Source organism: Pontibacter populi (assembly GCF_040278685.1).
GTDB classification, from domain to species: domain Bacteria; phylum Bacteroidota; class Bacteroidia; order Cytophagales; family Hymenobacteraceae; genus Pontibacter; species Pontibacter populi.
In genome coordinates this window covers 81,349-102,316 of sequence record NZ_JBEOKT010000005.1, presented here as the reverse complement: position 1 = coordinate 102,316, position 20,968 = coordinate 81,349, and the positions used below count along the sequence as shown (strand labels likewise).

Annotated in this window: 18 protein-coding genes; 8 read left to right on the top strand and 10 right to left on the bottom strand. The window is 46.1% G+C overall.

Features of this window, described 5'->3' with window-relative positions:
* Window positions 1–50 precede the first annotated feature (50 nt).
* From ABS362_RS07035 to ABS362_RS07025, 3 genes are all read left to right on the top strand, one after another.
* Window positions 51–671: a hypothetical protein gene (locus ABS362_RS07035; RefSeq protein WP_350411687.1), complete on the top strand. Its 621-nt coding sequence runs from the start codon at window positions 51–53 to the stop codon at window positions 669–671.
* Between the two features lie 607 nt (window positions 672–1,278).
* Window positions 1,279–2,061 (top strand): enoyl-CoA hydratase-related protein, encoded by a 783-nt coding sequence (locus ABS362_RS07030; RefSeq protein WP_350411686.1) that lies wholly within the window; start codon window positions 1,279–1,281, stop codon window positions 2,059–2,061.
* A 184-nt stretch (window positions 2,062–2,245) separates the two neighbouring features.
* A complete protein-coding gene (locus ABS362_RS07025; RefSeq protein WP_350411685.1) occupies window positions 2,246–2,974 on the top strand; it encodes a TapB family protein in 729 nt (242 codons plus the stop codon).
* Between the two features lie 68 nt (window positions 2,975–3,042).
* Here the strand turns inward: ABS362_RS07025 and ABS362_RS07020 are convergent, their stop codons facing one another.
* On the bottom strand, window positions 3,043–3,873 hold the full coding sequence (locus ABS362_RS07020) for a hypothetical protein (protein ID WP_350411683.1): 831 nt from the start codon (window positions 3,871–3,873) through the stop codon (window positions 3,043–3,045).
* A gap of 86 nt (window positions 3,874–3,959) precedes the next feature.
* The gene (locus ABS362_RS07015; protein WP_350411682.1) at window positions 3,960–4,787 is read right to left on the bottom strand and encodes an ABC transporter ATP-binding protein; all 828 of its coding nucleotides are present in this window, start codon (window positions 4,785–4,787) and stop codon (window positions 3,960–3,962) included.
* A gap of 103 nt (window positions 4,788–4,890) precedes the next feature.
* Here ABS362_RS07015 and ABS362_RS07010 point away from each other — a divergent pair, with 103 nt between their 5' ends.
* Entirely contained in the window at window positions 4,891–5,469 is a 579-nt protein-coding gene (locus ABS362_RS07010) for a DUF4142 domain-containing protein (protein ID WP_350411681.1), read from the top strand.
* An 86-nt stretch (window positions 5,470–5,555) separates the two neighbouring features.
* On the top strand, window positions 5,556–6,122 hold the full coding sequence (locus ABS362_RS07005; protein ID WP_350411680.1) for a DUF4142 domain-containing protein: 567 nt from the start codon (window positions 5,556–5,558) through the stop codon (window positions 6,120–6,122).
* Between the two features lie 138 nt (window positions 6,123–6,260).
* Here the strand turns inward: ABS362_RS07005 and uvrA are convergent, their stop codons facing one another.
* The 5 genes from uvrA to ABS362_RS06980 all read right to left on the bottom strand — a co-directional run bounded on the left by uvrA (window position 6,261) and on the right by ABS362_RS06980 (window position 14,959).
* On the bottom strand, window positions 6,261–9,164 hold the full coding sequence (gene uvrA / locus ABS362_RS07000; RefSeq protein WP_350411679.1) for an excinuclease ABC subunit UvrA: 2,904 nt from the start codon (window positions 9,162–9,164) through the stop codon (window positions 6,261–6,263).
* 131 nt (window positions 9,165–9,295) lie between these two features.
* Window positions 9,296–9,685, bottom strand: a complete 390-nt coding sequence (locus tag ABS362_RS06995; protein ID WP_350411678.1) for a YidH family protein — start codon at window positions 9,683–9,685, stop codon at window positions 9,296–9,298.
* A gap of 111 nt (window positions 9,686–9,796) precedes the next feature.
* Window positions 9,797–12,538 (bottom strand): T9SS type B sorting domain-containing protein, encoded by a 2,742-nt coding sequence (locus ABS362_RS06990; RefSeq protein ID WP_350411677.1) that lies wholly within the window; start codon window positions 12,536–12,538, stop codon window positions 9,797–9,799.
* A 168-nt stretch (window positions 12,539–12,706) separates the two neighbouring features.
* Entirely contained in the window at window positions 12,707–13,570 is an 864-nt protein-coding gene (locus tag ABS362_RS06985) for an LOG family protein (RefSeq protein ID WP_350411676.1), read from the bottom strand.
* Window positions 13,571–13,711: 141 nt separating this feature from the next.
* Window positions 13,712–14,959, bottom strand: coding sequence for an ABC transporter permease (locus ABS362_RS06980; protein WP_350411675.1), 1,248 nt, complete (start codon window positions 14,957–14,959; stop codon window positions 13,712–13,714).
* Between the two features lie 183 nt (window positions 14,960–15,142).
* Here ABS362_RS06980 and queA point away from each other — a divergent pair, with 183 nt between their 5' ends.
* The 3 genes from queA (at window position 15,143) to ABS362_RS06965 (ending at window position 17,728) form a co-directional block, all read left to right on the top strand.
* Window positions 15,143–16,189 carry a tRNA preQ1(34) S-adenosylmethionine ribosyltransferase-isomerase QueA gene (gene queA / locus ABS362_RS06975; RefSeq protein ID WP_350411674.1) on the top strand — a complete coding sequence of 349 codons (1,047 nt, stop codon included), beginning with the start codon at window positions 15,143–15,145 and terminating at the stop codon, window positions 16,187–16,189.
* A 183-nt stretch (window positions 16,190–16,372) separates the two neighbouring features.
* Complete coding sequence (locus ABS362_RS06970; protein ID WP_350411673.1) at window positions 16,373–17,014, top strand: CatB-related O-acetyltransferase; 642 nt, start codon at window positions 16,373–16,375, stop codon at window positions 17,012–17,014.
* Between the two features lie 36 nt (window positions 17,015–17,050).
* Window positions 17,051–17,728 (top strand): 2-C-methyl-D-erythritol 4-phosphate cytidylyltransferase, encoded by a 678-nt coding sequence (locus ABS362_RS06965; protein WP_350411672.1) that lies wholly within the window; start codon window positions 17,051–17,053, stop codon window positions 17,726–17,728.
* 585 nt (window positions 17,729–18,313) lie between these two features.
* Here the strand turns inward: ABS362_RS06965 and ABS362_RS06960 are convergent.
* From ABS362_RS06960 to ABS362_RS06950, 3 genes are all read right to left on the bottom strand, one after another.
* Window positions 18,314–19,036 (bottom strand): ABC transporter ATP-binding protein, encoded by a 723-nt coding sequence (locus tag ABS362_RS06960; RefSeq protein WP_350411671.1) that lies wholly within the window; start codon window positions 19,034–19,036, stop codon window positions 18,314–18,316.
* An 85-nt stretch (window positions 19,037–19,121) separates the two neighbouring features.
* Window positions 19,122–19,343 (bottom strand): DUF2795 domain-containing protein, encoded by a 222-nt coding sequence (locus ABS362_RS06955; RefSeq protein ID WP_007652164.1) that lies wholly within the window; start codon window positions 19,341–19,343, stop codon window positions 19,122–19,124.
* Between the two features lie 277 nt (window positions 19,344–19,620).
* A complete protein-coding gene (locus ABS362_RS06950; protein WP_350411670.1) occupies window positions 19,621–20,940 on the bottom strand; it encodes a DUF349 domain-containing protein in 1,320 nt (439 codons plus the stop codon).
* Window positions 20,941–20,968 lie beyond the last annotated feature (28 nt).

Sequence of the window (20,968 nt, the reverse complement as noted above, 5' to 3'; positions counted from 1 at the left end):
TACAATTATAACTTTCTAACTTCTCAACTTTTTAACTTTCTAACTCCAACGTGAATCGTTCGCTCGCGAAAGCTCTCTCTTTTGTTTTACACCCGCTGTTGCTGCCAACATACCTGTTTGCTTTTATACTTTATTACTTGCCTGCCCCCGCACTTTCGCTTCCAATGCAAAGCCGCTGGATCGTGCTGGGTATGATCTTCTTTACCACGTTTATTATACCTGGCTTAGGTGCCTATGCCATGGTGCGCTCCGGCCAACTGGACTCTATGGAAATGGAGCGCCGCGAACAACGCCGTTTGCCGCTGTTATTTACCAGTGTGTGTTATGGCATCACCACTTACCTGCTCTACCGCGAACCCGCTTTTGATGAGATATTTTACTTTATAATGGTCATTATCACGGCATCGGTGTTACTAACGTATGGCATTTCGATGTTCTGGAAAGTGAGCGCGCATAGTGTAGGAATAGGAGGGGCTTTAGGCTTACTTTTATTGCTGAGTAAACTGGTGCCAGACGTGCCGATGCTGTTGCCCATATCCCTGAGTATAGTTTTAACTGGTGCTGTTTTATCAGCCCGTTTAGCGCTACACGCACATTCTCCCGCAGAAGTATACACTGGTTTTGGAGCAGGCTTGTTACTGGCGCTAACTGCTGGTATGTTTGTGCTGTAGTTTGTTTGATCCCTTCCCGGTCTTCTCCTAAGAATAGTGTAAGTCTTTAACCCACCCCTGCCCCTCCCGAGAGGGGAATTTCTGCTACAGTTATAGTTGAGACTATAGTTCTATAGTTACAGTCCACGAGCGGACAGGTCGCGACCTGTCCCTACGGAACTATGACCACGATAAATATCGAAGCTTACCGGTTCTAACTATAATTTAGCAGTTGCTATGAGAAAGATCACAGTCTTTGGGTTGAGCGCCTTGTGAATATCTGATGCCGCAGGCATTGCGAGGCACGAGCAAAAGAGATTCGCACAGCGCGATGCCCAAAGACGGGGCCTCCCGGCCGTGAGGGCACCAAAGCTAGTTTGAAACTATAGGTTTATAGAGCTCCCAGGATTAGAGGTAATTTGAAAGGATAGCTTGGTTCTAGTTGTGGTCAATTAAACTATAGGACAAATAAGATCCCTCGGCTACCGCTCGGGATGACAATAGAGAAACTATAGAATCCGGATTTCTCCCGATGGTCGAAATGACAATCAACACACAACACCATACACTTTGCACTTACCCCCATATCCATTACCTTTGAATAACTACAAAACAAACCTTACAGACTATGACTTACGAGTGCTTACTATATGATGTGCAGGATGGTGTGGCAACTATTACGCTTAACCGACCGGATGTATTTAACGCTTTTAACGACCAGCAAAGCTACGATCTGCAGGATGCCCTGAAACAGGTAACCCGAGATGACAATGTGCGCGTGGTGGTATTAACCGGTGCCGGCAAAGCGTTCTGCTCAGGGCAGGATCTGAAAGCAATTGCCAGTGCCAGCAAACGTGACTTGTCAGAGTCGTTGGAGAAACGATATAACCCGATCATCAGAGCCATGCGCAATTTACCAAAGCCGATCATCTGTAAACTGAATGGCGTGGCCGCTGGAGCAGGGTGTTCGTTGGCGCTGGCTTGTGATATGGTGGTGGCATCTACAGCAGCCAGTATGATCGAAGTATTTGTGAATGTAGGCCTGGTACTGGATTCTGGTTCATCGTTCTTCCTTCCGCGTGTAGTGGGTTCTTTAAAAGCATTTGAGTTGAGTACATTAGGCTCTAAGGTATCTGCGGAAGAAGCATTGCAATTGGGCATGGTAAACAAAGTGGTAGCTCCTGAAGAACTGGATGCTGCCGTAGCAGATCTGGCTGCGCGTTATGCGGTGGCGCCTACCAAAGCCATTGGCCTGATGAAGAAAATGCTGAATAAGTCGTTTAACTCGTCGTTGGATGAGATGTTGGATTACGAAGCGTATTGCCAGAAAATTGCCGGTAACTCTGCTGATTATAAAGAAGGTGTAACTGCCTTTAATGAAAAGCGCAAACCACAATTTAAAGGGGCATAACTATAAACTATAGTTTAAGCAATATAAGATGCCGGGGTTATGCTCCGGCTTTTTTTATGATTGCTCCAAAGCCCTTTACAAGTTATATCCGTAAATATAGTCTGGCGGCTTTTATGCCTTTATGCATTGACCAGCAAGGCGTTAAATCGTTTCTCTGTGATCCTTTAACCAACTCTTTATAAGAATGAAAAATAAGGTCTTTTACTTTTTGATGCTGCTGACGGTAGCAACTATAGTTTCGGTGCCGGTGCGGGTACTTGCACAGGAGTGTTCAGGGTATTATATGTTGAACAACAATGCGGAGTACGAGCTTATTAACTATGATAAAAAGGATAAGCTAACGGGCAGGGTACATTACAAAGTTACCTCTGTTAACAGCAGCCCTACCAAAACCGAAGCAAACATCCATAGTAAGATCTACGACGAGAAAGGAAAGCTTGCCACCGAAGGCGACTATACCGTTACCTGCCAGAACGGAAGTATCCTGATCGATATGCGCTCCATGATGAATCCGGGGATGTTAGCTGCTTACAAAGACATGGATGTGAAAATGCACGGCGACCAGATAAATTACCCCTCGACGTTAACAGCCGGACAGAAGCTGGAAGACGGCACCTTTACCATTGATGTACTGGACAAACAAAGCGGGCAGGCTCTTACGTCTATCGTTATGAATATTACAGAGCGTATAGTTGGCGATAAGGAAAATATAAATGTACCGGCAGGCGCGTATAATGCTTACAAAATAAACCAGGAGATGGAGATGCAAACCAAAGCGATGGGCATGAGCATGCCGGCAACACGCATTCAGACGGTGGAATATTTTGTGCCGGGCGTAGGGATGGTTCGGTCAGAGTCTTACAAAAACGGAAAGTTGCTGTCGTATAGCGTGCTGAACAAGTTATCAAAGTAAGTACTATATAAACTATAAAAAAGGCCTGCTATGTAGAGTAGCAGGCCTTTTTTATAGTTTATAGTTGCTTAACGCAGTTCAATTCTTTTAGTACGGCCATTTATAGTTAGGTCCGCGATCTTGTCGCAGGGTTCGCCGCCAATAGGGTCGTAGTTTAAGAGTAACGTGTGGCCGTTTTCGGTGGTAGTGCGTACCAGGCCCGCTACAAAGTTACGAACACAGGTTTCTGCCAATACCAGTTTCAGAGGCTGCTCAATTACGGTATTAAATTTTACATTTCTTCGGTTCACGCCAGCCGATCTACCTGTTATCTGGTATACATCATCAGCTATCAGGCGGGTATCGGTGCCGGCAATCTGCTCTACAACGCGAATAGCGCTCCATTCTACTTTCCCTTTCTCTGTTTCGATGCTGGCATCCCTTACCACTACGTTCATTTTATTAGCATTTACATAGGTCTTTACTTTAGTTCCTGTAACATGCATGTCGTTTACATAGTAATCCTGCAAGGTTATAGTTACGCTGGAGCCTGCTGTATGGCGCTGGCCATCAAAAGTAGCTATGATTTTGCCTCGCCTGCTTTTACCGTCGCGGCAAACGCAGTTGGTGCTACCAAAATCGATCGTAAGGGTGCGGGTTTCGGTGTTAAAGGTACGGGTAACACATGCCGGTAATCTCTCTGCTGTTGCAACAGTACGTCCGTTCATTAGCGCGTCGTCGTTGCTAGCGTCTTCTACATACGCATCCGTCGCACTGAACTCCATTTCAGCCAGCGTTTCGGCTTCCACAGTTTCGGTATCCATTGCCTGCGCATCATCTGCATCTTTCTGGCAACCGGAAAAAACTAACAATCCGGCCATTGCCAGTAGCGGTAAACTTTTTAATAGCTGCTTTTTCATTTTGGGTTCGGGTTAGGGTATACGCCTGTTAGAGTGTAAATTACAATAATAGTTTAACGCTATATTAAAAAAATATTGTAGATGTATCAGAAGGCATACCCTACCGAGAATTTAAGCTTACCAAGCGGGGTAGCTGCAATGTAAGAGCTTTCGTCGCTGATGATCTCGTAGCCTATAATATGCTCGGGCAAAAGTTCTTTAGCGCTGCTGGCTTTGGCATATTTTACGCGGCCACCTAAGGCACCGGCAAGCTCCAGTGTAAAATGCCTGCCTACCAAATACTGATACCCGATCTGGTAGCTGAGGTCTAACGAGTGCTGGTACAAACGGCCTACATAACGGTAGTTGGGCGAAGTTGGGTCTTGCTCAGGCAATTCAAAAACATCTTTATCGAACAGCAGGAAGCGATAGCCGAACACCGGCCCATGAAAAAAACCAAAAGGAGCATCTTTCTTTTTAGAGGTATAGTGGCGCTGGCTCATGTGTACGGCAACGCCCAGCACATCTTTCGCCTCAAAGTCTTCCCAATCCTCTGTGCCGTCTTTTAGATAACTTTTATAGATGTACCCTATCCCATACTCGTTGGCTATCCGCTCTGTGCGCAACTTCTCTAAGGACAGGTATATCTCGCCAAGCTGCAACGGATGAAACTTTATGATGCGGTCATGCGCTTTATCTATCTCTTTCACATCTTTTGAGTCCGGGTCTGGCTCCTGGCCCCGTTGTGCTGTGGCAGCATTAAGCGATAAGATGCAAACCAAAAGTAAACAGGCTTTAATCAGCGTGTGTAAATTCTTCTTCATAGAGATCGGGTTAAGAGGCCAACTATAGTTTAAGCCTGTAACTATAAAAGTAAACAGTAAAGTAATGATAATCTTTACGCAAAAATAACCGGCATTAGCCAAAGCTGCCATAGCACTGGTTTATAACATGCCCTTACGTTATAACTTGATGACTATCAGGGCGTATAAAATATGTTGTAACGCGTTGTTCTACTACTATACAAACTATAAAACTATGAAAAAATTAACATCAACAACATTGATAGCCTGTGCTTTGCTTTTTGGCTTTAGCTGTAACCAGAAGCAGGAACCTGTAGAGGAAGCGCAGGAGGCGAACGAACAAACCTTTGAGGACACTTCGGTAGAGGAAACGATGGACGACCTTTCGGAGTTTATGACCGAGGCAGCCAGCGGCGGCATGATGGAAGTGGAGCTTGGTAAAATGGCCCAGGAAAAAGCACAGCACGCCGATGTAAAAAGCTTTGCCCAGATGATGGTAACAGACCATACCAAAGCTAACGACGAATTGAAAGTACTGGCAGGCACTAAAAGTATTGTGTTACCGGATAGCATGAGCAAGGACCACATGGACCACATTACTGAATTGCGTGATAAGACCGGAGCCGACTTCGATAATGCTTACATGGACCTGATGGTAGAAGACCACGAGGAGGATGTGAAAGAGTTTGAAGAAGCTGTGAACGAACTGCAGGACCCGGAAGCAAAGGCATTTGCCAGCAAAACACTTACTACTCTGCGTAAGCATCACGAACGTGCCAAACAGATAAATGATATGCTGGATAAAAAGAAATAGTGAGATCCGGCTTAAATCTTTAAAACATATAGAAGCATCTGTAAGTAACTATACTTAACAGATGCTTTTTGTTTAATTAAAGAACTATGAAAAAATATTTATCCTATTGTCTGCTGTCTGGGGTGTTGCTCTTTACGCAAGTAAGCTGTAACTCCAACGACAGTATAAAAGCCGCCGCCGAGCAAAGCGTAGCCCAACTGGAACAGGCCGGTGTTAAAGATATGGAGAACGATGCCATTTTCGTGGCCGAAGCAGCCAGTGCCGACATGTTGTACCTGCAGCTTAGCGAAGAAGCTTTAACCCGTGGTGTAAGCCCAGAAGTAAAACAGATAGCACAACAGATGCAGGGAGAACACCAGCAAATGCTTACAGAACTGCAGAACCTTAGTGCCCGGGCAAACCTGGTGCTACCGCAAACTTTAGGAAATGCCCATCAGGATATCTATGACGAAGTAGCTAATAAAGAAGGTATTGCTTTTGACCTGGCTTACATCAGGGAAGTAAGACATTTGCACGATAAGCTCCTGGACCGCTACGAAGATATGGCGGAGCATGGTGTATCGATGGAGGTGAAACAATACGCCTCGCGGCAACTGCCACTGATAAGGCAACACTTGGAGCAGGCCGAAGCACTGGAAAACAAGATACAGTAAACTAAAAAGCCGCAACTATAAACTATAGCTGCGGCTTTTTAGTTAATTGCCCTCGCTCGCGTCCCGCGAGTGTGAGTTGCCAGCGGACTCTGGCCGCGCTATAGTTTAGCAGACAAACCAGTTTTTGTAGATTGCTAACTATTGCTGTTCCTGTCCGTCTTCTCGGTAATGGCTGGTAGCCAGTTCCTCTTTCAGGAATTTCGAAGTATAGCCTTTCTTTACTTTGGCCACTTCTTCCGGGGTACCTTTCGCAACTATAGTTCCACCGCCTTCACCACCTTCCGGACCAATATCGATGATCCAGTCTGCGATCTTGATCAGATCCAGGTTATGCTCGATAATAAGAACGGTGTTGCCCTTGTTGGTCAGTTTATGCAATACTTCTGATAAGTGCTCAATGTCCTGGAAGTGTAATCCGGTCGTTGGCTCATCCAGGATATAAAGCGTCTGGCCGGTATCTTTTTTAGATAACTCCGTTGCCAGTTTCACACGTTGTGCCTCGCCACCGGATAGGGTAGTAGCCTGTTGCCCCAGTGTAATGTAACCTAAACCAACTTCGTTCAATGTCTGGATCTTGCGCAGGATGCGCGGCTGGCTCTCGAAGAAATCTACGGCCTGCTCCACGGTCATGTCCAGCACATCGGTAATGCTTTTTCCTTTAAAGCGAACTTCCAGGGTTTCGCGGTTGTAGCGTTTTCCTTTGCATACTTCGCAGGGTACATACACATCCGGCAGGAAGTTCATTTCTATCGTTCGCATTCCGGCACCTTCGCAGGCCTCGCAACGGCCGCCTTTTACGTTAAACGAGAAACGGCCCGGAGAATATCCCCTGATCTTAGCTTCCGGCAGTTGTGCGAATAAACTTCTGATATCGGTAAACACGCCCGTGTAAGTAGCAGGGTTAGAGCGCGGGGTACGCCCGATCGGCGACTGATCCACTTCAATAACCTTGTCTATCTTATCCAGCCCTTCTATCTTTTTATAAGGCAGCGGCTCGCGCTTCGCCCGGAAGAAATGGGTGTTAAGTATAGGATACAGGGTATCGTGTATAAGAGATGATTTACCAGAACCTGAAACACCGGTTACACAGATCATCTTACCCAAAGGCAGTTCCAGTGTTACGTTTTTCAGGTTGTGGCCTGTAGCTCCGATCAGTTTTAATGTTTCGCCATTGCCCGGGCGCTTGGTGCGCGGTACAGCAATGCCGCGGCGGTTGCTCAGGAAGTCGGCTGTAGTGGTGCCGGCGTTCATCATTTCTTCCGGGGTGCCAGCTGTAACTACCTGTCCGCCGTGTATACCTGCTCCCGGGCCGATATCCACCACGTAATCCGCCTGCATGATCATGTCCTTGTCGTGCTCCACCACTATAATAGAGTTACCCAGGTCGCGCAGGTCTTTCAGGGCATTTATCAGGCGTTCGTTGTCGCGTTGGTGCAAGCCTATACTTGGCTCATCCATAATGTAAAGCACACCCACCAGCTGCGTACCGATCTGGGTAGCCAAACGAATTCGCTGGCTTTCGCCACCGGAAAGTGTTTTAACCGGGCGGTGCAGACTGAGGTAATCCAGGCCTACATCCAGCAAAAAGCCGATACGCTTCCGGATCTCTTTCAGCAGTTCTTTGGCAATTACATTCTGGCGCTCGGTCATACGTTCTTCCAGACCCTCGAACCAGGCAGCCAGTTTATTTATATCCAGCACCGAAAGCTCACCAATGTTTTTGCCAGCTATCTTAAAGTGCAGCGACTCTTTTTTCAATCTATATCCGTTACACTCCGGGCAGGTATTGGTTTGCGTAAAATCTTCTACCCACGAACGGATGTTATCTGAATCAGACTCCATCTGGCCTTTCAGGAAGTTGATGATACCTTCGAACTCCACCACATAGTTGCCTTTCTTGGTATTTACTTCCAAGTCTTCGTCCAGGCCATAAAGCAACACCTTCATCACATCTTCAGGTAAGTCCTTAAGCGGAATAGAGACCGAAACTTTAAAGTGCTTAAACAGGGCTTCGATCTGCTTAAAGATCCAGATATCGCGGTACTCACCCAGTGGCGCAATACCACCACGACGAATACTCAGGCTTTTATCAGGGATAACCGATTCTTCTGTGATTTCCTGTATCTCGCCTAGGCCATTACAAACCGGACAGGCACCGTAAGGCGAGTTGAACGAGAAGGAGTTTGGAGCCGGGTCGTCGTAAGCGATACCGGTAGCCGGGTCCATTAAATGACGCGAGAAGAAGTGGGTTTTATCAGCATCGGCATCTAATATAAGCACGGTGCCTTTGCCATGTGTCAGCGCATTCTGGATGGAGCCTGACAGACGGAAACGATCCTCTTCTTTTACAACGATCTTGTCAATTACAATCTCGATGTCGTGAATTTTATAGCGGTCTACCTGCATTTTGGGCGCTATCTCCATCAGTTCGCCATCCACGCGGGCCCGGATAAAGCCCATTTTGCGGATCTGCTGGAAAAGCTCACGGTAATGTCCCTTACGGCCTTTAACTACCGGCGCCAGCACAACTATACGCTTGCCATCGAAATTCTCGAGGATGTGGTTCACGATCTGGTCGTCGCTTTGGCGCACCATTTTCTCACCGGTCACATAACTGAACGCTTCGGCCGTACGTGCCCACAACAAACGCATAAAATCGTAGATCTCGGTGATGGTGCCAACCGTGGAGCGCGGGTTGCGGCTCGTGGTCTTCTGCTCGATAGAGATTACCGGCGACAGGCCTTCGATCTTGTCTACATCAGGTCGCTCCAGGCCACCCATAAACGAGCGGGCATAGGCCGAGAAGGTCTCCATGTAGCGGCGCTGCCCTTCGGCGTAAATAGTATCGAAAGCCAGCGACGATTTGCCTGACCCACTGATGCCCGTAAAGACAACCAGCTTGTAGCGCGGCAGTTTTATAGATATGTTTTTGAGATTATGTTCGCGGGCGCCATATACTTCAATCTGCTGCGTTTCGCCGTTATGCGAGAAGGCTGCTGAAGCTACGCCGGTATCTGTAGTTTGCTTTTGTTCTAAAGCCATTCAGGATGCGTTGATTTTAAATAGCAAAGGTATAAAAATGCCGGCGCTTTACGACTGTAAAACTCCAACCCTTCTTAACAGAAAACAAGGGCAATTGGTTTAGCAAATGATAACATTCCTGTAGCTATAGTTTAATCGGTGTTGCCGTAGCGGGATGCTTCTTTTTCGTGTATTTTGGCGTGGTGGTGGCTGGTCTCTGCAAAATCTTTACGCTGATGTTCTATAAGGTTCTGTTTTATTTTATAGCGGTATAAACTATAAACAGACAGTATGACCCCAATAAACAAAAGCCCTCCCCCGGCAATCTCCATATAAATGTGCCCGGATAACTTGATCGCGGCAATACCACCGGCAATAATAGTGATAGCTGTACGGAGGTAAGCCATAAGTGTGCGCTCGTTGGCAAAAATAGTACGCTGTATAGCCATCTGGTTCCGTATCTCGGTATTCTTTTTCTCCTGCTCCTTCAGCTTCTTTTTCAGCTTTTTTATTTCTTCCTGTTCCGGGTCGTGTAGCATCATGGCATTGAGTAAGGTATATGGCAGTAACTATAAGCTGAACTATAGGGTCAGGTGTATCCGTCTATAGTTCGTACTAAAAGTATACGGCGGCAGGTAAGCAGGGGATGATACCTATTGCATTACCTCCAGCCAGCCTTTATAAGTACGACCTGTTACAGGGTGCTGAAGCAAATAATAGAACATGCCTGTGTTGGCAGCCTGCGGTGCCCAATCGTTTTTATAGTTGCGTGTACGGTATATCTCTTTGCCCCAGCGGTTAAACATAACTAGCTCCCAATCGTCCTCCGTCAGGCCATGTATGTAAAACACATCGTTTTTGCTATCCCCATTTGGAGTGATGATGTTAGGGATGAACAGGCCGCCAATGCAGTCTTTAAACTTAACGGTTATCTCATCGGTGGCTTCGCAGTGCTGGTTGTAGGCTTTTAGTTTGTAGGTGCCGGGCTTAGTAATAGCAAACGTTGCCTCAGTGCTGCCATCCTGCCATTCGTACCGAATGCCGCCAGGCAGTTCCCTGCCAACTATAAGGGTATCGCCGTAGCAAAGGGTGGTATCGTTGCCTAAATTTATAGCTGGTCTTGTAAGGTAAGGTAGCCATATCTCATCGCGCACTACGCAGCCTAACTCATTGGTAACATCTACCCAATACTTACCTGGTTCTGATACTAAAAATGTCGGGTTAGTGGAGCCATCCTGCCACAGGTAAGTGGAGTTAGGGTAAGTAGCATCCAGCAGTTTGGTGTCGCCGGTACAAAGTGTTTCGTTAGGGCCCAGGTTAACTATAGGTATTGGCAGGTGTTTTATCCGGATAGCATCGGCGGCGCTGCAGCCTTTGCTATTGGTAAGCGTTACCCAGTATTCGCCGGCATCTGCTATAGTTATAGTTGGCGTAGTGGCGCCGGTACTCCATTCGTAGGTCATGCCGGGTTGGGTAGCGTCCAGGGTTATAGTTGTGTTGGCACAAATGTCGCGGTCGGGGCCAAGGTTTATTACAGGCAATGCGTTGTAAACTATAGTTATCTCATCTGTAGTTTTGCAGCCTTCCGCACTTGTAACTTCTACGGTGTATTTACCGGCCTTTGTAACTGTAAATGTCGGGTTGGTAGAGCCATCCTGCCACAGGTAAGTTGCTCCCTGGTTAAAGGCATTCAGTTCTATAGTCTGGCCTTCGCATAGTTCGCGGTCAGCACCCAAGTTTACAGTTGGCAAACTATAGTTCGATATCTTTACTTCGTCGCGGGTAGTGCAGGGGCCAACTGTAACATCAACCCAGTAATTGCCCGGTGTGGTAGTGGTTATAGTTGGCGATGTGCTGCCATTGCTCCATTTATAAGTAGCTCCGGTGGTAGTTGCATCCAGGGTTACTTCGGTGCCGGGGCAAACATTGCGGTCAGGGCCAAGGTTAACTACAGCCGGTGCCTGAATAACTATAGTTATAGTATAGGTCTCTTCTCTGTTGGCAATGTGACGTGTAAAGGTAACGGTGTACTCGCCGGGTGCGCTGAAATTATGGTTGGCGCTTAAGCTGCCGGCTGTGTTGTTGTTTCCGGATGCCGGGTCGCCGAAGTTCCATTGCATAAAGGTGGGTTTATCCCAGGGAGCGGCATCAAACGTGAAAGTACTGGCCTCACCAAAACACCTGATCGTAAATTTCACATCGGAAGGATAGGCAAAATTGCTTTGTACAAAAGCCGGTAAACCCATACCATTTCTTCTTCCTGACAGGTACAGACCCTTGTCATCGTAGTTACACGCAATACCGGCATTGTTGGGGTCTTTAATTACACCCATGTGCGCGCTGTATGGTTTTGCAAGGTAAATCTTACCATCTGGGGCTAGCTGTAAACTACCACCAATATACCTGATCGTCCGGTCGAGGTTTGCTTCTCCTATCAGTACGCCGGTGGCATCTATAGAGGCGGGGTTGTTAAGGTTAAGGTCATACTGATAGATCCTGGTGCCCTGGTCTGTAGAAACGTATAGTTTGGAGTTGTCCGGAGAGAATTCTACGCCATAAGGTCCGCTGCCAAGGCTTAAGGTTACAGCTCCCGAAAAAGTCGGGGTAGAGAACAGGCCCAGTGTACCGGTAGCATTATCGAATTTAAACAACCGCGTTGTGTTAGTGCGACGGTTGGCTACCGCTAACATATAGCCATCCGGCGATATCTTCATACACCCTATGGCATTTACGGGCACATTTGCCGGCGGATAAATGTCGCTTGAAAAACTTGAACTTACTGCCTTAACAGTTACATCAACGCCCGCTTCGTCAACCAAAAAGCTCAGAAATGTGCTGGAGCCATGTTCTTCCACTACTACCCAGGTGTCGCGTTTGTTTCTGTGTTGTACTGCAGTTAGCTTTTCAGCAACAGGTGTATGCAGATATGTATTTTTCTCTATTACTTCTCCTAAGCCATTATTCCTGCTCATGTCTATAGTAGAGTATGCCAGGCCTCCGCTTCCGTTAGCGCCAGTTGTAAACAGGTAGTATATGTGTTGCTTTCCCGGGTTTTTGACAATAATACACGATTGTGCAGAGTTTGCGTTTCCGGCCAGGTTAGCCCCATTGCTCATGATCTGATGTTCCTTGTTCCAGACGGCGGTGCCATCCGAATAAAACAGGAGCTTGCCTGAGGCATCGGCCACAGATGCGGTACCCTCAGAAGCATCGAAGCCGCCATCTGTCAGCACTGTTGGGGCACCACTGTTAAAATCAAGGCCAGCACCGTTCCCGAAATACCAGATGTTACTTTCTTTCTGAGCAAACACCTGGGAAAAGGCTCCAACTATAAAAAAACAAACTATAAATGCTGCTGCTCTGCTAAACAGCGTAAGCCAAACCTCACGGGCCATATTTTATCAAACTATAGATATCCAGAATACTGTAAATATAGTTGTTATAGGATGTTATAAGTATAGGATAGGGTAAATATTTAGTGAAGGGAGTTCGCTTGGATGAATGACACAAAAAAAGCCCGCTGTGTTGGCAGCGGGCTTTCGGGTAAACTATAGTTGTTTCTCTTAAAAGTTCGGAGAAAGCAGGTACTTGTTATAGAAATCATCGATCACCTTAACGGCTTCCGATGGGTCGTCTACAATATGTACCAGGTCAAGGTCTTCCGGGCTGATGTTGCTTTCCATGCGCAGCATTACATCCTCTACCCACTGCATTAAACCGCCCCAATACTCGCGGCCTACTAATACGATCGGGAAGGCACCGATCTTCTTGGTCTGGATAAGCGTGATCGCTTCGAAAAGCTCATCCAGCGTACCAAAACCACCTGGCATAACTACAAAGCCCTGTGCATATTTCACAAACATAACCTTGCGCACAAAGAAGTAGTCGAAGTTTATAATCTTATCAGAGTCGATGTAGATGTTGTTGAACTGCTCGAACGGCAGGTGAATGTTAAGTCCCACCGATTTGCCACCCTCAGAGTGTGCGCCTTTGTTACCGGCTTCCATAATGCCCGGGCCACCGCCTGTAATTACACCGTAACCATGGCGCACCAGCTTGGCAGCAATTTCCTCGGCCATTATGTAGTATTTGTTGTCGGCTTTGGTTCTTGCCGATCCGAAGATAGAAACGCACGGACCAATTTTGGCCAGCTTCTCGAAACCATCCACAAACTCAGCCATTACCTTAAATATCTGCCACGAGTCGGCTATTTTAATCTCGTTCCAGTCTTTGTCTACAAACGCTTTACGAATGCGGATATCTTCTTCAGAGGCAGGAGGGGCTAATACTTCGCCGGCTTCGCGCAGGTCGGTAATAGATTTTGCCTTGTTTTCGTTTGCATCGGGGTTTAAAATGGTACGCCCGCTACCAGAGTTAAGCGACTCGTCGTGTAACTTTGTCTTGCTCGTTTTTCTAAGCTTTGTCATAATAAATTAAAATCATCTTCTCGGCAGGGCAACAGTACCCTGCGGCGCTTTTTATCTGGCGCCTTTCATCATCAAAAATATTTAGTGCGCAAAAATGCAGGCAGTGAGGGGGCACTGCAAAAGCGCGGGGTGTAAATTACTTTATTTAGAGCGGATTGCAATAACCGGATCAAGATTTGATGCCAGTACAGCCGGAATTATACCTGATAGCATCCCAATCACGGCGGATACGCCAAGTCCCAGCACAATGTTACTCACCGAAAGACTTATCTTCATCATGTCCTGCGGAATTATGGTGATCAGGAACACCAGCAGGATGCCGATGCCGCCACCTATCAGGCTTAGGAACACCGACTCGAACAGAAACTGGAAAAGAATAAAATAGTTTTTAGCTCCCAGTGATTTTTGTATACCAATAATGTTGGTTCGCTCTTTTACCGATACAAACATGATGTTGGCAATACCAAAGCCGCCTACCAGTATGGCAAAGCCGCCAATTACCCAGCCTGCCAGGCCTATCACATCAAAAAAGCCGGTTACAGCCTGTGTGGCCATTTCGGGGCGGTTAATGGCAAAACTGTCGTCGTCACGTGGTCGCAGGCCGCGTATGTTCCGCATCATGCCGCGGACTTCATATTCCAGTTCCTGCAGGCCTTCATCTTCGTCGCGGCCTTTTACGGCTATAGTTGTGCCCACGCCATCCGGGCCGGTGTCGTACATTTTACTGAAGGCCCCGAACGGAATAACGCCCATCTGGTCGAAGTTAGGAGCGCCAAACATGTTTTCGCCCTGCTTTTCTACCACGCCTATCACCCGGAATCGCTGGCCGCCAACTTTAAGCTCCTGGCCAATGGCACTGCCGTACGGGAAAAGTGTTTCAGCTATTTCTTTACCGATCACGATCACGTTACGGGATGCATCCACTTCCTGCGGTACAAAGTAACGGCCTTCCTCTATCGGAATTTCACTCACTTTGCTGTAGTCGTAGGTTACGCCCATCAGCATGCCGTCAGAAAAACTGTTGCTGCGGTATTTGTATGTACTGCCACCTTTGTCGGCAAAAATAGCCACGCCGGCATCGTTGGCCAGGTTGCGGTCCAGTAACTTAAACTCGCGCATAGTTGGCTCGGGGCGCTGAAAATATTTCCACCACGGGTAACTGCCCCCAAAACTCCAGGGCCATTTCTGCACATACAAAACCTTATCGCCGATAAAGCTCATGCTGTCGCGCACGTTTCGCTCCAGGGAGTCTACGAGCGTAAAAACCGAAATAATCGCGAAGATGCCTATAGTTACGCCGAGCAATGAAAGTAAGGTACGCAGCATATTGGCACGCAAGGCTTGCCAGGCAAATCGTATGCTTTCTGCTATCAGGCGCAGGTATATCATCTGGTTTTTGTGTTATGGAAAGTAATTTTGTTAAAAGTAATAATATTTCGGTCAAACTGAGTAAATTTGCGGCTCGTTTTTTTGTTTATTGCCGGGTTAATTTTCCGAACTCCTTAAGGCTACTTCGAGTTATAGTTAAAGCTTTTTCACCATTTGGAATCCAAATACCGTAATATTTGATCTATGAAGTTATCAGAATTTAAGTTCGATCTGCCGGAAGAACTACTGGCTACACACCCATCCGAAAACCGCGACGAATCACGCATGATGGTGTTGCACCGTGACACAGGCAAGATCGAGCACCGCATTTTTAAAGACATTTTAGAGTACTTTGACGACGGCGACATAATGGTAGTAAATGATACCAAAGTGTTCCCGGCCCGCCTTTATGGCAACAAAGAGAAGACTGGCGCGAAGATAGAAGTGTTCCTGCTTCGTGAGCTGAACAAGGATATCCACCTGTGGGATGTGCTCGTTGACCCGGCCCGTAAGATACGCGTTGGTAACAAACTATACTTTGGCGAAAGCGACTTGGTAGCTGAAGTTATCGACAACACTACATCGCGCGGCCGTACCATTAAGTTCTTGTTTGATGGCACCGATGAAGAGTTTTACAAAACTATAAACGACTTGGGTGAAACGCCGCTGCCGCGCTACATTAAGCGCGAAGCTGAGCCGGAAGACCGTGAGCGTTACCAGACAGTGTATGCCAAAAACGTAGGTGCTGTAGCGGCTCCAACTGCCGGCCTGCACTTTACAAGAGAAGTACTGAAGCGCCTGGAGATTAAAGGTGTGGATGTGGCTCCGCTTACACTGCACGTTGGCCTGGGTACTTTCCGCCCGGTTGATGTAGAAGACCTGACCAAGCACAAAATGGATTCTGAGAACTTTAGCGTTCCTGCAGAAACTGCTGAGATGGTTAACAGAGCGTTGGACAACAAGAAGAAAGTTTGCGCTATTGGTACAACTACCATGCGTGCCCTGGAGTCTTCGGTATCGGCGAGCAACCGCCTGAAGCCAAATGAAGGCTGGACAGACCGTTTCATCTTCCCTCCATACGATTTCAAAATTGCGAACGCACTGGTTACGAACTTCCATATGCCGGAAAGCACCTTGCTGATGATGACTGCTGCTTTTGGTGGATACGAACTGGTAATGAAAGCCTACGAAGAAGCTGTAAAAGAGAAATACCGTTTCTTTAGCTATGGCGATGTAATGCTGATCCTGTAAGGGTAAATTGCTTATAAAGTATAAAAAGCCCCGGCCACAATGGTTGGGGCTTTTTGTTTGTTGATTGCTGATTGCTAAATTGTTTGAATCAGGATTTTCAGGATTATAGGATTAGCAGGATTTACCATGTGAAATCACTAAATTTCTAACTCCTAAACTCTTTAACTCTCAAACTGCAAGACTATGGCCGGACCTGATCCAGATACTACCTTTCCTCTACAGCATCACCACAAACTGGTTTTTCTCAAAAACATCATCCAAAACCCTAATATTATAGTTGGCGATTATACTTACTATGATGACCTGGAAGATCCCTGCAATTTTGAAAAGAATGTACTGTACCATTTCGACTTCTTAGGTGACAAACTGGTTATTGGAAAATTTTGTGCGATCGGTTCGGGCGCAACGTTTATCATGAACGGCGGCAACCACGAAACCAAACCAGTATCTACTTACCCTTTTGCTATTTTCGGAAATGGATGGGAGAAAATTACAGACGATGTAGACCTTAAGGAGAAATACCCAACAAAAGGAGACACTATAATCGGCAATGATGTTTGGATAGGGTATGAAGCTGTGATAATGCCGGGGGTGACGATAGGAGATGGGGCAGTTGTAGCAACTAAAGCTGTTGTAACCAAAGATGTGCCACCTTACAGCATTGTAGCCGGCAACCCCGCACAGGTTGTAAAAATGCGCTTCCAGGATGAGACGATAGCAAAGCTACAGCAAATAACATGGTGGGATTGGGATGCAGAAAAGATAACCCGGAACCTGCACCTTATAAACTCCAATGATGTAGACGCATTGGCTGCGTGCAAGTAATGCCTCCCAAACTATAAATCTTTCTAACTTTGCGTTATGGCGCAACAATTACCTGAATATGCGATTATAGTTGCCGGTGGCTCTGGTAGCCGCATGCAGCACGATGTACCCAAGCAGTTTATTCCTGTGGCCGGTAAACCAATACTGATGCATACTATAGAGCGGTTCTATAACTATAACCCAACTATACGACTCATCGTGGTGCTGCCTAAAGAGCAGTTAACTACGTGGCGGGAATTGTGTAAAGAGTATAATTTCACGGTTTTCCATATGATGGTGCCGGGAGGAGCTACGCGCTTTGGGTCTGTAAAGAATGGCCTGGATGCAGTAATGGGAGATGGGTTGATTGCAGTGCATGATGGTGTAAGACCTTTTGTGGAAACTGAAACTATAGAAGCTGCTTTTGAGGCTGCTGCAAACTTTGGAAGTGGGGTAGTAGCCGTGTCGCCAAAAGATTCTATCCGGGAAATGACACCTGAAGGAAGCAAAGCTGTGCCACGCGCCAACTATAAGCTGATGCAAACACCTCAGGTATTTAAAGCCGGGATTCTTAAAAAAGCATACGAACAATCAGAGCAGGACTATTTTACCGATGATGCCTCGGTGGTGGAAAGTATAGGTGAAACTATAACCTTAGTGGAAGGTAGTTATCGCAACATCAAAATAACAACTCCTGAAGATCTGATCTTGGCGGAGGCTTTTGCAAAAGTATAGTTATAATAACCTTACTAAGAATTGATACAGAATATCTATTACAGAATGTGAACAGATTGCATAACTAAATGAGGTCTGTTCCTGCAAATCATAGTGTCTGGAAGTTTTACTGCTTGTCATTTGTCTCTATGGCAATGGCATTCAATTTAGCAGTAGTCACGTCAGTGCTGCAGCGGTATATTCTGAAAACATCCTTCTATAATTTAGAAATTGATTTTTTTTCCGGGTGATAATTTAGATTACTTTTTCAGCTTCTTTGTTAGATTTTTAATGCCCTTCCTGGTAATCAATTATTATTTGATTTTCTACAAGAGTAAGTATAAGAGTATAGTTAAAGAGTATGAAACCTATGGCGGGAAACTCTTTCTATGGTATTTCTTACTGTCTTTATTTGGGCCAATAATAGTATTGTGGATTGGAGTTTTTCTGAGATAACTATAGTTGAGACGCAATAGGTTACGCCTTTTTTATTGAATACTTAAATAGCGAGTCTGGAGACTCGCGCCCACTATAGGTGCCAGGCTAATCTGGAATTTAGGTTTCCCGTTTCAGCCTAACCTTAAAATCCCTAAAATCTTACAAATCTTAGTTCCGGCCGGCCTCTAAAAATGCCTGGTTTGCTAAAACGGTTTCCCTGGAGATAACTTCCAACTGAGGGTCAGGTTTGGAAAGATTGATCAGGTAGCCTTCCATCGGGATTAAGTTGTGCAAGTCGTGGGTAATGCAGAGCACTGTTTTATAGTTGTCGTTTACCCAGCTTTGTAGCAGCTTAAATACCTTGTTCTTATAGTATACATCCAGTTGCTGCGTAGGCTCGTCCAGCAGGTTTATAGTTGCATCCTGCAGCATTAACTGCGCCAGCCACACCAGTTGCTGTTCCCCACCCGATAAGGTTGTAAAATCGTGGTCTTGCAGGTGTGTGAGTTGTAGTTGCGCCAGCACGTTGGCGGCAGTATCGTAATCCTGGGAAGTGTAATGATCGAAAAAGCGCTTCTTCCTGAAAAGGCCCATCACCACCAGGTCTAAAACTTTAATAGAGAAAGAAACCGTGTTGCGCTGCGGAAGATAGGAGAGGATGCCTTGCTTGGTAGCGTGTGGCAATGTTTTCAGGTCGTGGCCCTGCACGAGCAGTTGCCCCTGGTAAGCCACCCTCTGCTGAAAGGTCCTGAAAAAGGTAGTTTTGCCTGCGCCGTTATGCCCGATAATGGCAACAAAAGCCGGAGCAGGTATAGAAAAAGAAAGGTTGCGGATAAGAGTACGTGCCTCATAACCCGCAACCAGATTTTTTACTTCAACGACGTTATTCAATGATTAATTACTAATGACGAATGAATAAGGAGTAAGCTTTAAAGCTATTGGCAATTATTCATTATTCATTACCAATTATTCATTATTAATACTCGTCTTCGTTGAACATGAAATCTTCCTTGGTAGGATAGTCAGGCCAGATCTCTTCGATGTTCTCGTAAGGCTGTCCGTCATCTTCCAAAGCCTGAAGGTTCTCTACAACCTCCATTGGTGCTCCTGAGCGGATTGAGTAATCAATTAACTCATCTTTCGTTGCAGGCCAGGGTGCGTCCTCCAGGTATGATGCTAATTCAAGTGTCCAGTACATAGTATGTGTCTCCTTAACTAATTGTTGGCTATTTTCAAATTGGTTTGCAAAAGTATAAATAAATATAAAAACAAAAATTTATACTTTAAAAAATTGCTTTTTTATTTGTTTTTAACAACACAACGCAAATAAAAGGCAAATGTTCAAAATGCAGCGGGTATTTTTCAGATACAACTATAAATCTGTAACAAAAGCTGTACTATAGCCCTGAAACGCCCTTTTAAAAGAAAAAGCCTGCACGGCGGCAGGCTTTTGTAATACATGATTTCAGGGTTGGTTAAGCGTTATTGCTGTAAGCTCCCAGTTGCTCTTTAAACCCTTCAATCAGTTGCTGTTTTGTATTGATCTTGCGCTTAAAGTTACGGATCTTGCCTTGCAGCATGCTTCGGAAGGTGTCGTTACTTGGCGAGTCGCTGAGTTTATCCAGGTTATCTTCCAGTACTTCCAGCTCGCTTTTATCCGACTTTATAAAATCCTTAAGTGCGTTAATGCGGGCATTCAGGCCTTCTGCTTCGCTCAGTTTTTCGTTGTTGGCTTGCTGGCGCTTCCGGATGTAATGTTCCAGGCTGCTGGTTTCAAATATCCTGTCGCAAGCTTTTATAAACTGCTCCCACACCTGGTCTGATACCGAAGGGTGCACCGGGCCAACTTTTTTCCATTCGGCCTGCAGTTCCTTTGCACGACGAACAGCATCGTTCAGGTTATGCTGCTGTAGTAAACCATTTGCTTCATCTACCAGCTGCTTTTTCTTATCGTAGTTGGTCTCATAAAACTGCTCACGCGAAGCATTTTTCTCGCTATTGATCTTCACTTTCAGGCGCTCGAAGAAATGGTTGTGTGCCTTGCGGAAATCCAGCCATAGTTTGCTGGTAACCTTACGCGGCAGGCTGCTGTCTATCTCTTTCCACTGGTTTTGCAGTTGCTTCAGCTTTGCTGTTGTGTTCTCCCAGTCGTCTGAGTTCTGTAGCGCTATCGATTGCCTGATAAGGTCTTTATACTTATCGTAGGCGTAGTTCTGCATGCGCTTTTTATCCTCGAAGAAGTTCTTTTTACGCTCGAAGAAAGCCTCAATCGGGGCTTTAAAACGCTCTTCTATTTCTTCGGTCAGGTCTTTATCTACAGGGCCGGTTTTGATCCAGGTCGAGCGCAGTTCTTTCAGCTGGTCCGATGCTTCTTTCCACTCAATGCTGTCCTGCAGCGCTTCGGCTTCCTGAATCAGGCCTATCTTAATCGCCAGGTTTTTCTCCCGGTTCTGTTTTATAGTTTCGTTTATATCTTCCTCAGCTTTGCTAAGGGTATGATAGATGGCTTCAAAATCACCGAGGGCATCGTAGTTGCCTACCTGCTCTTTCATATGAAGCACTTTCATCAGAAAGGATCCCTTGTTCTCGGATGACGCTATTCGCTCCAACAGGGAGTTTACTTTTTCACGGAACATTTCAAAACGTCTCGCAAAGTACACTAAGGAGTCGTTCTCAGATTCTTTTACCTCGCCTACCTGGCGTGCCGGGTAGCTCATGAAGGGTTTCAGCCACACCTGCTGGTCCTGAATAAAGCCATATTTCATAGCTTCTTCCAATAGATCGTTGTTTTCCATTTGACTGGATCGGGTTTTGCGTCGAAAA

Coding starts and splice junctions, on each gene's coding strand:
- ABS362_RS07030 (WP_350411686.1), top strand. CDS start 1,279: ATGACTTACGAGTGCTTACTATATGATGTGCAGGATGGTGTGGCAACT.
- ABS362_RS07025 (WP_350411685.1), top strand. CDS start 2,246: ATGAAAAATAAGGTCTTTTACTTTTTGATGCTGCTGACGGTAGCAACT.
- ABS362_RS07020 (WP_350411683.1), bottom strand. CDS start 3,873: ATGAAAAAGCAGCTATTAAAAAGTTTACCGCTACTGGCAATGGCCGGA.
- ABS362_RS07015 (WP_350411682.1), bottom strand. CDS start 4,787: ATGGCAGCTTTGGCTAATGCCGGTTATTTTTGCGTAAAGATTATCATT.
- ABS362_RS07010 (WP_350411681.1), top strand. CDS start 4,891: ATGAAAAAATTAACATCAACAACATTGATAGCCTGTGCTTTGCTTTTT.
- ABS362_RS07005 (WP_350411680.1), top strand. CDS start 5,556: ATGAAAAAATATTTATCCTATTGTCTGCTGTCTGGGGTGTTGCTCTTT.
- uvrA (WP_350411679.1), bottom strand. CDS start 9,164: ATGGCTTTAGAACAAAAGCAAACTACAGATACCGGCGTAGCTTCAGCA.
- ABS362_RS06995 (WP_350411678.1), bottom strand. CDS start 9,685: ATGATGCTACACGACCCGGAACAGGAAGAAATAAAAAAGCTGAAAAAG.
- ABS362_RS06990 (WP_350411677.1), bottom strand. CDS start 12,538: ATGGCCCGTGAGGTTTGGCTTACGCTGTTTAGCAGAGCAGCAGCATTT.
- ABS362_RS06985 (WP_350411676.1), bottom strand. CDS start 13,570: ATGACAAAGCTTAGAAAAACGAGCAAGACAAAGTTACACGACGAGTCG.
- ABS362_RS06980 (WP_350411675.1), bottom strand. CDS start 14,959: ATGATATACCTGCGCCTGATAGCAGAAAGCATACGATTTGCCTGGCAA.
- queA (WP_350411674.1), top strand. CDS start 15,143: ATGAAGTTATCAGAATTTAAGTTCGATCTGCCGGAAGAACTACTGGCT.
- ABS362_RS06970 (WP_350411673.1), top strand. CDS start 16,373: ATGGCCGGACCTGATCCAGATACTACCTTTCCTCTACAGCATCACCAC.
- ABS362_RS06965 (WP_350411672.1), top strand. CDS start 17,051: ATGGCGCAACAATTACCTGAATATGCGATTATAGTTGCCGGTGGCTCT.
- ABS362_RS06955 (WP_007652164.1), bottom strand. CDS start 19,343: ATGTACTGGACACTTGAATTAGCATCATACCTGGAGGACGCACCCTGG.
- ABS362_RS06950 (WP_350411670.1), bottom strand. CDS start 20,940: ATGGAAAACAACGATCTATTGGAAGAAGCTATGAAATATGGCTTTATT.